The organism is Myxococcus eversor, from assembly GCF_010894455.1.
Taxonomy (GTDB): Bacteria; Myxococcota; Myxococcia; order Myxococcales; family Myxococcaceae; genus Myxococcus; species Myxococcus eversor.
This window is the reverse complement of sequence record NZ_JAAIXY010000012.1, coordinates 169,432-181,385: the sequence shown is the minus strand read 5'-3', so window position 1 is coordinate 181,385 and position 11,954 is coordinate 169,432. Positions and strand designations below refer to the sequence as shown.

The window sequence follows — 11,954 nt, the reverse complement described above, 5'->3', positions numbered from 1 at the left end:
CAGCGTCTTCGCTCCGGGCACGAAACTCCGGCCATTGGCGGCTCCCCCAAGGGGGCCATCGCAGCGACAAACACCTGAAGCCTGTGCAGGTCTTCGTGCGGCCTCTCACGAACCAAGGTTCCAGCAGGAGTCAATCACACACACCCACAGCATAACACCAACGCCCGCACAATGATTTACTCCCCGTGCGTATGATAGCGGGGCACGTCAACGCGCCCCTTCACCCACACAGGAGTGTCACGATGAACAGTCGTTCCGCCACGCTGTTGCTCGGTCTCGTGTGCCTCACCACCCTGCCCCAGGCAGCGTTTGCGCAGTCGAACGAGGGGCCCTTCTTCAGCAAGGCGCATCTGGTGGGCCACTGGCAGAACTCGCCGGAGTCGGCCGCCATCGAGATCTCCCTCAATGCGTACACCGCCTATATGCGGAGCGGCTTCGGGCCCGCCCTCCGCATGAACTACTTCAGTTGCCAGGACGGCCTCATCCGGACCGATTGCAACCAACTCCAAGGCCCCTTCGTCGTGGACTGGCAGCTCAGCGCCTACCTGAACGCGTCGCCGGGCGCCAACCACCTGCGCGTCTATCTGGATGGCAATGGGTTCATGACTGGCTTCGGTCCGCTTTTTGGCACCTACTACTACCGGACCTGCTACGGCGACACGAGCCCATTCGGTTATGGCGTCAACAGCTACATCCTGATGCAGTCTGGCTCGAACATCTACGGGCCGGTCCCCGGCCTGTCGTGCCTGCCGCGACTGTAGTCCCGCGTCAGTGAGCGCTCGGAGCCCGGTGGGCGGGGCTCCGAGCGTCACGCATTGGAGACACATGCGTGACATTGCCTGTCTCCGGAAGGCGTCCGGGAGGTTTCAGCCTCCCCCTCGGACCGCGGCCTCGATCTTCGCGATGTCGATCTTTCGCATCGTCATCATCGCATCCATCGCACGCTTTGCCGCCGCCTTGTCGGGGTGGGTCGTCGCATCGAGCAGCACGCGCGGCGTGATCTGCCACGAGAAGCCCCAGCGGTCCTTGCACCAGCCGCAGGCGCTCTCCGCGCCGCCATTACCGACGATCGCATTCCAGTAACGGTCGGTTTCTTCCTGGTTCTCGGTCACCACCATGAAACTGACCGCCTCGTCAGGCTTGAACGCCGGCCCGCCGTTGAGCCCGACGAAATCGCGGCCGAGGACGGTGAACTCCACGGTCAATTCGTCCCCCGCCTTGCCCTCGGGAAAGTCGGTCGCGGCTTCGTGGACCGGTCCGACGCGGCTGTTGGGGAACACGCTGGCGTAGAATTCCGCGGCCTTGCGCGCCTCGCCATGGTCGAACCACAGGCAATTGATAATCTTCTCCGCCATTTCGCTTACCCCTTCCTTGCACCGACCAGCGCGAACACCGCGCCTTGCGGATCGACCCCGTTCATCGAGAAATCGCCGCCGGGGATTTCGTTCGGACCGTTGATCACCCGCCCGCCATGGGCCTCGATTGCCGCCTTCGCCGCGTCGATATCAGCGACGCGGAAATAGTGCGACCAGGCGGGCCCGGGGGCGCCCGGCATCATCGGCATCACCGCGCCGATCATGCCGCTCCCCTTTGAGGCTGTGCTTCGCCGCGATGCATGACTGAGGAACTCGTATTTGCCGAGCGGCCCCATTTCCATGTCGCCGTCCTTCACCCAGCCGAAACGCTGGCCATAGAAGAGCAGCGCGGCGGCGGGGTCGGGTGTCATCAGCTCGTTCCACGCGCAATGCCCGATGCGCTTGCGCTCATAGGAGAAGGCGAGGCTCTCCTTGCCCTCCTGACCCGGCGGCGGCTTGGGCGTCATGACGTAGAAGACGGCGCCCTGTGGATCGGCGACCATCGCAAAGCGGCCCTGCGGAATCTCCGTGGCGGGCATCAATACCTTGCCGCCTGCATGTTTGATCGAAGTCAGTGCCTGATCGATATCGTCGACCGCGACATAGCCCAGCCACAGGGGTCGCGCGCCGTGCTGCTGCATCTCCGCGGACAGCGTCAGCATGCCGCCGACCATGCCCTCGGACCCTTCGATCATGGCATAGCCGGGCTCACCCTCCGACGCCCCGATCGTCCAGCCGACAACTTTGGAATAGAAGGCGCGCGCGCCGTTGGCGTCGGGGGTCATCAACTCGTACCAGATGAAGTCGCCGTGCATGTCACTCCTCCCATTGGATGAATGGGCACGAAGCCGCCCCAGAACATCCAGGCCGGTTCGTGGCGTCGGTGGAGGATGTTTGTTTGCCGTCGGTCGGTCCCTTCTAGACCTCTTCAAACGTCGTCCCGGTGGCCCCCATGCGTTCCAAAGCGTCCTTGATGTCCTCCCGGACGATCAGCACGATGGCCCAGCCCTGGGGGCGGAAGATCTTGGCGTCACCCACCTGCTCCGAGTCAATTCGCATGCCCCGCACATCTCGATACTTCCCTAGTTTCTCGGGCCGTCCATCTTCAGGGGTCCATTTCCTGATGTGCCTGGAGGCTCGCTCGTCAATGCATTGAATGAGCTGAGTCGCGACGAGAATGAAGAACGGTTCAGACTGGCCCTCAATCTGCACGGGCATGGTCTGCACCTCCTCGGAAGCAAGTTCCGAAAGGACGGACGCCACTCGGGCGTGGACCACGGGGGCAGCGAACGCCGCCCGCGAGAAGTCGAGTGCCCTGCCAGGAACAGTGACGGGGAGATTCAATGCCCCTAGCTCCGGAAGCCGTTCGCCCCGATAGAACATCCACGGGTCATCTACCTCCCGACCGTGAACATCCGTGGGGGTGCCGAGTAGCCATCGCCCCCCAATGCGCATGTCGTCCTTCAGGTCGAAGTACCGCTTTGGCATGAAGCCCATTGTGGCGGTCCTAGGTGCCCGTCACCAGTCTATTGAGATCGCTCCCAGGCGAGCCGATTTCCCCGGCGAGGTCGCGCAGTTCCGCAGCGAGCGCCTCGCGACATCGCTGCATGGTGCGACACCCCTCGGTTGCGTCAGACAGGCGTTGGAAAACTGTTTCGTGGTACTCCTGCGGGTGGGGCCCTTTGTGACCCTTGACATGAACGATGTTGGCCGAGTCGTTCAGCGACATGCCCGCCTTGTCGAAGATCGCCTGAAACTGAGGCGACCACGGGCCTGCCTTCTTCGTGGACTTCCACCACTTGTTCGTGGCGATGTGATGGTCGTGCCCCTCCGTGTCCACCGGAGCAGCAGCCGCGCCCGCCATGGTCCAGGCCACCGCATCAGGAGCGAGCGCCACGGTGACGGCCCCGCCCGACACAGCCACCGCGCCCACTTCGCCCACGAAGGCGAGGCGGAGGCCCGCGCGGTCCCCAGCCAGCGCCGCGGCCTGGGCGGACCCGGGCAGCGTCGGCACCTTGTTCGCGAAACCCGCCGCCGTGTTCCCCACCGCCACCGTTGCCAGCAGCACGAAGGCACGCGCCGCATTCCGGCCCATGACCTCTCCATAGCGCTCCCCTGCCTCGCGCAGCTCGTCGAACGTGGTCGCCCGGTCCGCCACTTCCACCAGTCGCTTGAAGCCCTCTATCAGCGACCAGAATGTGTCGACCCCAAGGTAGACAATGGCTGTCGCGGTCATCACAGCAGCCAGGCCCTTGCTCACGGGCTCCGGCACGGACCACAGGACCATGTAGAGGGTCATGGTCCACAGTGCCGCCGACAGCGCGGCATGCGGGTCGGCCATGTCCTTGAACGCTTCCAACATCTCTTCCAGCACCACGCCTTGAGCCAGGGCCATCGTCAGCGCATAGCGCCCGTCTCCACTCACGATGGGGCCGTCCACCAGCAGTCGCAGACAATCGCCCTTGCGTCCGGTGCGCTCGCACCAACGCAGATATGCCCGCGACAGCTCCACCTCCGCGGGCGGCATGTCGGCAGCCAGTGCCTCTCCTTCCAGCGGCGTCATCTGTCGGGTGCGCGGGTTGAAGAGGTACGCGCCGCTGCGGGCCTCCACGTCCAAGAGACTTCGCGCGGACCGCTCGGGATGCGCCGAGGCCCGCATCTGCCGCGCCAGCCGGGCCATGGCCTCCTTGAACTCGCGCCGCTCCACCTCCACCGGCCCGGCATCGTCACTGTGCGGCGTGAAGACGACCGGCGGCTCCTGCCCCGTCTCCAAGCGCACCACGCGTCCCGAAGCACAGCCTGTCAGCCAGACCAGCAGCAGCACCACCGTCATGCGCCGCACGCTCATCGAGCCCTCCAACAGGAAAGGGCTCCATCTCCAAGACAAGGCCAGACCATGGCCGCGATCTGGACCTGCATCTCCAGAAACTCAAGCTTTATCCGACGCCTCCTTCCTGCGACGCTGCCGCCAGGAGGAAGTCCATGCACACCGCCCGAGTCGCCGTCCTGCTGTCCGCGCTCTTCCTGACCACCGTCGGATGTGGGGGCGAGCCATCACCGGAGCTGGAGCCCAGACAGGAGGAACGCTCGGCGACAAGCGCCCTGGCCGGAGTTTGCGACGGCGTCACCTGCAGTGGCCATGGCGTCTGTCGTGACGAGGCCGGCGCCGCGCGCTGCGCCTGTGACGAGGGCTTCACCGGGACAGCCTGTGCCACGCGGGGTGGCGACTACGGCCGGCGCACCCTGCTCGTCCCGGGCCTTGCCGACCCCGACGTCTACAAGGAGCACGACGACCTGTTCTTCCTGGCTGGCACCGGCAACGGGTGGCAGCTGCCCATCTACGAGACGAGAGATCTGACGAGCTACCAGCTCAAGCGCTCCTACGACCCGTCCGTGGCCGACCCCGTGTATGACTACTGTTTCCTCTGGGCGCCGGACCTCGGCAAATACGACGGCGTGTACCAGCTGTTCTTCTCCGCGCACCGGGTCCCCAACGGCGCCGCGTGCCCTCCGTCCGGCCAGGAGGTGACGACCTTCGTCACCACCGCGCCCGACCTGAACCTCCAGTTCGGCACGCCCCAGCCCATCAACGCCAACACCACGTGGCCGCGCACCTCCACCGGCACCGCGTGCCTGCCGCAGGGCTGCAACCGGAACATCCGCATCGACTCGGCCACGTTCAATGACACCTCGGGCCGCTGGTTCTTCTATGTCTGGTTCGACCGGGGCAACAACATCTCCTCCTTCAACACCGCCGCTCCCGGCACCGTCTACAACCACGCGGGCCCGGCTGTCTTCACGACGCCCGCCTACGAGGAAGGCATCAACGAGGCCCCCGAGGTCTTCAAGCGCAATGGCCTGTACTACCTGCTCCTCAGCGGCGGTTGGTACAACAGCCAGTACGCCATGTATTACATCATGGGAGACTCCATCCCCCAGCTCACGCGGGCACGCGCGGTGCGACGGCTCTCCCAACCCCTGCGCAACACCGCCGGCAGACTGGTGCAGAGCCACGGCCACAACGTCATCGTCGAGCGCCGGGGTGAGTACTTCAACGTCTTCCACGTCGGCGCCTTCGACGCCGCGGGCAACCTCACCTCACGCAGCACGTACAAGCAGCGGGTCGCCTTCAAGCCGGACGGTTCGCTGCACTCGCTCAACCAGGTGAACGTCCGGTGGAACAAGCTGACCGGGTACAGCTACTCGCTCGACGTCGTGCTGCGCGACGGCACGGTGGTGGGTCCATGCCTGTCCGTGGGCGTCCTGGGACAGACCAACAAGACCGTCTTCGACGGCGTGTGCCGCAGCGCTGGGGACCGCGTGGTGACCAAGGGCGACATCGCCGCCTTCCGCCTCTTCTATTCCAACAACAACGTCTGGGGCCCCTCCGTCGAGCGCGCCTATGACGGCATCTCCGACGACGTCGCATTGGACCTGCCGGGTGGCTACACGCCCTTCGTGGACCTGAGCTGGAGCGAGGAGGAGACCACCGCCCAGTACTCCATCGACGTACAGCGGCGAGACACCGGCGCGTGGATTGGCCCCTGCATCGGCGTCGGCGCCGTGAACAAGAGCCTCTCCTGGACCTACCAGGGCCGCTGCGACACGGCCGGCATCAACGTGCCGTACTCCAACGTCCAGGCCTTCCGCGTCTGCTCGGCGGTGAATGGCGACTGGGCCCGCGCCCGCTGCGGCGCCACGCCCTACGACGGGCGTGGCATGTCTTCGCACGTCGTCATCCCCTGAGCGTCCTGCTCACGCAAAGCGCGCCCCTGGCTCAGAACAGGTTGGCGATATCCTTCACGGGCTGGGGAGCGGCATCGGTGCTCCCCAGCGCGCCCATGGCGCCTCCGAAGATCATGGAGGCCGGGCTGGTCGATGACCCGGACAACGACGGCGCATACCTCGTCTACGGCGATTGGCTCCAGGGACAGGGCGAGTAGCGGCTGGACCCACCTCTCGCCAGCGCCGATTATTCGGCAAATACTAGAACACCGCACGCATCGACAAATCCGTGAAAGGGACACGACCGAAGCCAAAGGCTGGCGGCGTATCCCCTTTGTCACCGAGTCGGGCCGGCCCTTCTCAGCGGCACACACATCTTGAACGGAGAATCCCTGTGCGCGTTGTCTCGTTCCTTGCGTTCCTTCCTCGCTGGCTCGCCCTGGGTTTGAGCCTCTTCGGTGTCCAGGCGCTCGCGGGGTATGCGCCCTACGCCGACGGCTATGTCATCCACGCCACCGACACCACGAACCGCTACGTGGTGGCGGGTGGCGCGAGGTTCTTCATCCCCCCCGCGGAGTGGAGCAACTACGCCTTCGCCCCCACGGCGTCGCAGCCCCAGGCCACCATCAACTCCTATGAGGTGTTTCCCCAGGACGGCACGCTGCTGCTCGAACTCAGCGAGTCAGCCATCTACGTCGTGGTGGGCGCGAGGGCCTGGTGGGTTCCGAACCCCACGGAGCTGGGCTTCTGGGATGACACCACGAGCGTCAACGTCGTCCCGAACGGGTCGCGAGACGTCTTCAACAACCCCACCTACAGCGCGCTGATCAAGGACCGCACGTCGAGCGACGTCTATCTCTTCGTCGCGGGCGCCAAGTTCCCCGTCACCGACCCCGCGGACCTCGCCTACTTCGGTGGCGCGGGCGCCGTGAAGGTCGTTCCCCTGGGAACGGCGGGTCAATATACCAATGAGGTGTATTGCGGAACGCTCCTGCGCGAGCGTTCGAGCAGCACCGTGTATTACATGGGCTACCACTCCAGCACGACCCCCATGGTCAAGGGCGTGGCGACCGGAGTCACCGCGGATGGCGTCGTGCCGGATGGCGCGCTCTCCTCGTTCTCGCTGTACCCCGGCATCCCTTCCTGCATCTGGTAGCGCGCTGACTCCGGGGGGCCGGGAGTTCGCCGGCCCCTCGGGGGTTGCCCTTCCTCAGCGGACCTGAATCCGCCGCCGGCACATCATCACTCGTAGCGCCTCCACGCGGTGCCGTCGAACGAGGCCACGTCGTCGCGGCCAATGGACCACAAGACCTCTTCCGCTGTCGCCAGCCCGTAGCATGTGGGCACTCCCGCCTCGCCGAAGTCGACCTCGACGAGCTTGTTGCCTTCCAGCGTGTACAGCGCGGACAGGGTGGCGACGTAGAGCTTGCCGCGGAACCAGCACAGGTCCCACAAGTCGCTCGTCACGTCCTCCGCCCAGGCAATCGCCGCGAAGGAGGTTCCGCGCCCCTTGAGCAACACGCCCTGCTGCCCCGCCACATAGACGGTGCCATCCGGCGCGCAGCAGACGGCACCGAGGATGACGCTCGTGGGGCTCTCGCAGGGCGACCAGTTCTTCCCGTCGTAGCGCCACACCTCGCCGCCCCAGCCCGCGGCGTAGAGGTCGGTCTCGGAGAAGCCGTCAATGGCCTCGAAGCCGGCCCTCTCCGTGGCCGCCGCGAGCGGCGCATTCATCGCCACCCATTTCGCATCACCGACGCGCTTGTAGACCTGCCGTTTCATCCCACAGGCATAGACCCACCCGGCGATTTCACGCGCGTTGCGAATCATCACCGGCGCGGGCTTCAGCGCCTCCTTCTTGCTCTTCCCACCGACGTAGGTGACGACCTCCCCATCCTCGCCAATCACAACCATCTTCTCCGAGGGCTGCCGCGCCACCGCGATGGCCGTCGAGTTCCAGGTCGTGTCCACGCCGTCGGCCCAATCCCCTCCGTCGACGCTCACCACACTGGTATGGGCTATCTCGTCCTTGAGCAGCGTCTTGCCCTTGCTGATGATGTAGACGAGGTCATGAAACCGTGCTGCACCTCGGACGAACTCTCGTGTTGCGACAATGGGGTTTTTCATGGGGCGCTCGGCGGCTGACTACCCCACCTCGCCGAACGGACCCAAGTGCGACGACGGCATCCGCCGCCGCCGGTCACAGTTCGCGAGAAATTCACGCATTCGGATTCTCTCTTTCTTGGTAAACAAGCCAGCGAAGGTCGAGAACCCGACTCTGGAAGGACCCAAGAGAATGCGTGCCCTGAACAAGCTTTCCGTTGCGGCGGTGTGTGTCTTGTGGCTCGGCGGTTGCGGCGCCCCGGAGATGGACCTGGGCGGCGATGGCGTCGCGCGTCAACTCGAGCAGGACTTCGGTGGCCCGAACGGACTGATGGAGTTCTTCGACAGCCACACGGAGGCGGAGATCCAGGAGGCACTGGGGCAGTACGGCGTCGGCTACCGCATCCATGGGGAAGTCTCCGAGGCCGCCATCCGCGACTGCCCGAAGTACTTCCCGTCGAGCGACCGGAACGTCTGGCACAACTTCGATGGCGAGTACTACTTCATCGACACCGCGGGCCGACCGAGCCGGGCATACAAGAACCTGCCGCCCATCGCCGCCGCGGCGCGCGTCGACGCCTGCCAGACGAGCGTCGGTCAATGGGGCGACGCGGAGAACTCCAGCAACGACTATGACGGGGGCCACCTCATCGGCTCGCAGCTCGGGGGTTGGGGCGGACGGGCGAACCTGGTGCCGCAGGATGCCAACTTCAACCGGGGCAACTGGGTGCAGCTCGAGAACAAGATGGCCAGGTGCGGGAGTCTGCCGAGCAACCGGCTGCGCTACACCATCGGCGCGAACTATCCGAACTCCACCGCGCTCATCCCCAACAACATGACGATGGAGCTCCGCAACCAGTCCTCGGGCGCCAGCGTGTCCCTGTCCTTCTCGAACACGGACGGCGGCGGCTCGAGCGGCACGGCCACCCGGACCCGTGGCGTGGACTTCCTGACCAGCCAGGGCTGCAACTGAGCAGTCCGTGCGTGATGCCATCGCCCCAGCCATGGAAATGACTGAAGTGTCTTGGTGAGTGGCCGCGCGGCCGCGAACTTCCGGGCCGCGCGGAGCACCTCGTTCAGCCGATTCGTCCATGAGACTCGAGGGCTTGTTGGCTGGTGGCCGGCGAACGTTGGCCATCCACATGTTGCGCGCCGAATCGTCGCGAGCAAGAAGAGGTGTCGTTCATTCCACGAGGCGGACGGTCCATTCCGGACTTCGTCCTGCTCTACGGGGGGGAGACACTCGATGCAAAGCCGTCCTGGTGTGCCGTGGTCGTGGGGGCTGGGCGTGATGCTGGCCTTGTCGCTGGGGGCGTGTGGCGTGGAGCCCCTGGAGGAGAAGGTCCGTCCTCCAGAGGATGGGGTGTCGCAAGAGGACAACAGGGCGTCGACGCGTGAACGTCTGGAAGCCTCGCTGACGTGGGACCCGTATGCGGACGCGGTGGCGCCGGGCACCACGGCGACGGTGCTCAACGCGAGCGCGGCGCTGGGCGCTCCGGACGGGCACGCCGCGACACTGCTGGGCTTGCTCAACTCCGCGCTGGTGCTGGACCTGGGCCAGGGAGAGGAAGGCAACGGCGACCTGCGCGTCTACTACCAGGGCCTGTCATTGGCGCTGGTGGCCCAGGTGGACTTCCTGAAGGCGGATGGGACGCTCATTGCCTCCAGCCCGTTGCACCTGGTGGAGCTGGGCCTGGGGACACATGTGGCGGTGGCGACGTACCCGGGGAACAAGCCCTATCGCTACGTGCGCCTGAGGGGCGCGGTGCTCGCGCTCTACCTGGTGGACGCGGTGGAGACGTCGCTGCGGCCCATCTGTGGTGACGGGGTGCTGGGCGGATTCGAAATCTGTGACGATGGCAATCAGCTCTCTGGAGACGGCTGCAACAGCGTCTGCGAAGTGGAGCCGGGCTACACCTGCACGGGACAGCCGAGCGTCTGCGACAACAATTCAGCGCCCACGGTCGAGGACGTCCACGCGACCACCCCCGAGGACACCTCGGTGGGCATCACCATCCCCGTGACGGACCCGGATGGCGACGCGCTTGTCTTCTCCTACACCACGCCGAGCCACGGCACGCTCACGGGCACGGGGGCCTCGGTGACGTACACCCCGGATGCGAACTTCGCCGGAGCGGACTCCTTCCAAGTCACTGTCTCCGACGGAGAGAAGCAGGCAACGGCCACCATCTCCGTCACGGTGACACCCGTCAATGACGCGCCCGTCGCTGCCTCCGCCTCGGTGACGGTGAGCTACAACACGTCGACGCCGGTCACATTGACGGCCACCGACGTCGACGGGGACGCGCTCACGTACACCGTGACAGCGCCTCCCGCTCACGGAACCCTGTCCGGGACGGGCGCGCAGTTGCTCTACACGCCGGACGTGGACTTCCAGGGGGCGGACTCGTTCACCTTCACGGCCAGCGACGGCTCGCTGACCTCCAATACCGCCACCATCACCCTCACCGTCAGGGGGCCGCCTGTCTGTGGCGACGGCTCCGTCGACTCGGGTGAGGTGTGTGACGACGGCAACCGCGTCGCGGGGGACGGCTGCCGAGCGGACTGCCAGGGCGTGGAGGTGTGCGGCGACGGCCTGGTTGACAGCCTCACGGGAGAGCAGTGCGACGATGGCAACACGACGCCCGGAGATGGCTGCGATGCCACGTGCCAACTGGATGCCTTCTCGAATGTGCCCCCCACGCTCATCAGCGGGACGCTGAACTGCACCACGGCCAACACGAACACGGGGCGCAAGGCGGCGGTGGATGCACTGGGGCGCTTCTACGTCGTGATGAGGTGCGGTGGCGCGGTCCATGTCAGCGTGAGCGTGGACCGTGGCCTCACCTGGGTGGGGCCCACTCCCCTGGGCATCACCAACGCGGCGGAGGTCGCGATTGAAGGCGGCCCCACGGGGGTCGCCTACGTCGCGGCGACGGCGAGCCCGGGCGTGGTGCTGTTCACCCGGACCGTCGACGCGGGAGCGAGCTGGGAGGCGCCGCGAACCCTCGGCGCGGCGGCCAACGCCACCGTCAGTCTGGACTCCAGGGGCGACGCCCTCTACATCTCCGTCTCGCGAGGCAGCGTAGGGGTGCGCGTGCTCCGGAACTTCGCGCGAGGCGCGAACGACTTCATCGCGACAGACGTGGACCAGGCCAATGCCTTCTTCGACGTCCTCGTGGACAAGATCAGCGGAGATGTCTTCTCGGTGAGTGACTCCCCCGCCTTCCGCATCCGCCGCAGCAGCGACCAGGGGACCAGCTTCGGCCCGCTGAGCTCCCCACCGGGGCAGGCTTTCTTCTCGGACTGGACGGGCTCCAACGGCTTCATCTACGCCACGGGCACCAACGGGGACAACAACGTGGACGTCATCCCCATGTCCGCGCCGGGGACGAGCACCCAGGTGCCGGGCCTCCCCACGGACATCGGTGCCGGTTCCTTCCGGACGATTGACGCGGACGCGCTCGGCAACGGCTACATCGCCTCCCAGCGGGCGACGGGCGACATCCAGTTGGACCGGATGCTCGTGGGAGCCACCCTGATTCTGGCCACGGATGCCAGGACGGTGGGGGCGGGTGCCGCGCCAGCGGTCGCGGCGCTCCCGTCGAACGGCGGTGCCCTGGTGGCTCTCACGAACGGCACCAGTGTCTACGCCTCGGTGGTGGTGTACTGAATCCACGGAGTCCCTGATGCGCGCCTTCCAAGCCACACGGGAGGCGCGCATCCCCGTCGCCATGAGCGGTGCCCCCGTTCATTCTCGCCGTTCCCTTC

The 11,954-nt window shown here is 66.0% G+C and carries 11 protein-coding genes; 6 read left to right on the top strand and 5 right to left on the bottom strand.

The window, feature by feature from the left end; genetic code table 11:
• Positions 1-242: 242 nt before the first annotated feature.
• Positions 243-761, top strand: coding sequence for a hypothetical protein (locus G4D83_RS24425; protein ID WP_163867218.1), 519 nt, complete (start codon positions 243-245; stop codon positions 759-761).
• 105 nt (positions 762-866) lie between these two features.
• Here the strand turns inward: G4D83_RS24425 and G4D83_RS24420 are convergent, their stop codons facing one another.
• The 4 genes from G4D83_RS24420 to G4D83_RS24405 form a co-directional block, all read right to left on the bottom strand.
• Positions 867-1,355, bottom strand: coding sequence for a VOC family protein (locus tag G4D83_RS24420; protein ID WP_163867217.1), 489 nt, complete (start codon positions 1,353-1,355; stop codon positions 867-869).
• Between the two features lie 5 nt (positions 1,356-1,360).
• On the bottom strand, positions 1,361-2,170 hold the full coding sequence (locus G4D83_RS24415) for a VOC family protein (RefSeq protein ID WP_163867216.1): 810 nt from the start codon (positions 2,168-2,170) through the stop codon (positions 1,361-1,363).
• A gap of 103 nt (positions 2,171-2,273) precedes the next feature.
• A complete protein-coding gene (locus G4D83_RS24410; protein ID WP_338041940.1) occupies positions 2,274-2,852 on the bottom strand; it encodes an imm11 family protein in 579 nt (192 codons plus the stop codon).
• A 10-nt stretch (positions 2,853-2,862) separates the two neighbouring features.
• On the bottom strand, positions 2,863-4,203 hold the full coding sequence (locus tag G4D83_RS24405) for an AHH domain-containing protein (RefSeq protein ID WP_163867215.1): 1,341 nt from the start codon (positions 4,201-4,203) through the stop codon (positions 2,863-2,865).
• Positions 4,204-4,337: 134 nt separating this feature from the next.
• Here G4D83_RS24405 and G4D83_RS24400 point away from each other — a divergent pair, with 134 nt between their 5' ends.
• From G4D83_RS24400 to G4D83_RS24390, 3 genes are all read left to right on the top strand, one after another.
• Positions 4,338-6,101 carry a family 43 glycosylhydrolase gene (locus G4D83_RS24400; RefSeq protein ID WP_240356542.1) on the top strand — a complete coding sequence of 588 codons (1,764 nt, stop codon included), beginning with the start codon at positions 4,338-4,340 and terminating at the stop codon, positions 6,099-6,101.
• Positions 6,102-6,178: 77 nt separating this feature from the next.
• Positions 6,179-6,298: a TIGR02996 domain-containing protein gene (locus G4D83_RS24395; RefSeq protein WP_163867214.1), complete on the top strand. Its 120-nt coding sequence runs from the start codon at positions 6,179-6,181 to the stop codon at positions 6,296-6,298.
• Positions 6,299-6,474: 176 nt separating this feature from the next.
• A complete protein-coding gene (locus G4D83_RS24390) occupies positions 6,475-7,236 on the top strand; it encodes a hypothetical protein (protein WP_163867213.1) in 762 nt (253 codons plus the stop codon).
• An 86-nt stretch (positions 7,237-7,322) separates the two neighbouring features.
• Here G4D83_RS24390 and G4D83_RS24385 read toward each other — a convergent pair whose 3' ends face one another.
• Complete coding sequence (locus G4D83_RS24385; protein ID WP_205522701.1) at positions 7,323-8,207, bottom strand: hypothetical protein; 885 nt, start codon at positions 8,205-8,207, stop codon at positions 7,323-7,325.
• Between the two features lie 169 nt (positions 8,208-8,376).
• On the opposite strand from G4D83_RS24385, the gene G4D83_RS24380 reads away from it, so the two are divergent.
• Both G4D83_RS24380 and G4D83_RS24375 read left to right on the top strand, forming a co-directional pair.
• Positions 8,377-9,156 carry a DNA/RNA non-specific endonuclease gene (locus tag G4D83_RS24380; RefSeq protein WP_163867212.1) on the top strand — a complete coding sequence of 260 codons (780 nt, stop codon included), beginning with the start codon at positions 8,377-8,379 and terminating at the stop codon, positions 9,154-9,156.
• A 273-nt stretch (positions 9,157-9,429) separates the two neighbouring features.
• Positions 9,430-11,856 carry an Ig-like domain-containing protein gene (locus G4D83_RS24375; protein ID WP_163867211.1) on the top strand — a complete coding sequence of 809 codons (2,427 nt, stop codon included), beginning with the start codon at positions 9,430-9,432 and terminating at the stop codon, positions 11,854-11,856.
• The last annotated feature ends 98 nt before the right edge of the window (positions 11,857-11,954 follow it).

Bases quoted from the DNA above. Each gene is read 5' to 3' on its own strand.
- G4D83_RS24415 (WP_163867216.1), bottom strand. From the start codon at position 2,170: ATGCACGGCGACTTCATCTGGTACGAGTTGATGACCCCCGACGCCAAC.
- G4D83_RS24425 (WP_163867218.1), top strand. From the start codon at position 243: ATGAACAGTCGTTCCGCCACGCTGTTGCTCGGTCTCGTGTGCCTCACC.
- G4D83_RS24400 (WP_240356542.1), top strand. From the start codon at position 4,338: ATGCACACCGCCCGAGTCGCCGTCCTGCTGTCCGCGCTCTTCCTGACC.
- G4D83_RS24385 (WP_205522701.1), bottom strand. From the start codon at position 8,207: ATGAAAAACCCCATTGTCGCAACACGAGAGTTCGTCCGAGGTGCAGCA.
- G4D83_RS24375 (WP_163867211.1), top strand. From the start codon at position 9,430: ATGCAAAGCCGTCCTGGTGTGCCGTGGTCGTGGGGGCTGGGCGTGATG.
- G4D83_RS24380 (WP_163867212.1), top strand. From the start codon at position 8,377: ATGCGTGCCCTGAACAAGCTTTCCGTTGCGGCGGTGTGTGTCTTGTGG.
- G4D83_RS24410 (WP_338041940.1), bottom strand. From the start codon at position 2,852: ATGGGCTTCATGCCAAAGCGGTACTTCGACCTGAAGGACGACATGCGC.
- G4D83_RS24420 (WP_163867217.1), bottom strand. From the start codon at position 1,355: ATGGCGGAGAAGATTATCAATTGCCTGTGGTTCGACCATGGCGAGGCG.
- G4D83_RS24405 (WP_163867215.1), bottom strand. From the start codon at position 4,203: ATGAGCGTGCGGCGCATGACGGTGGTGCTGCTGCTGGTCTGGCTGACA.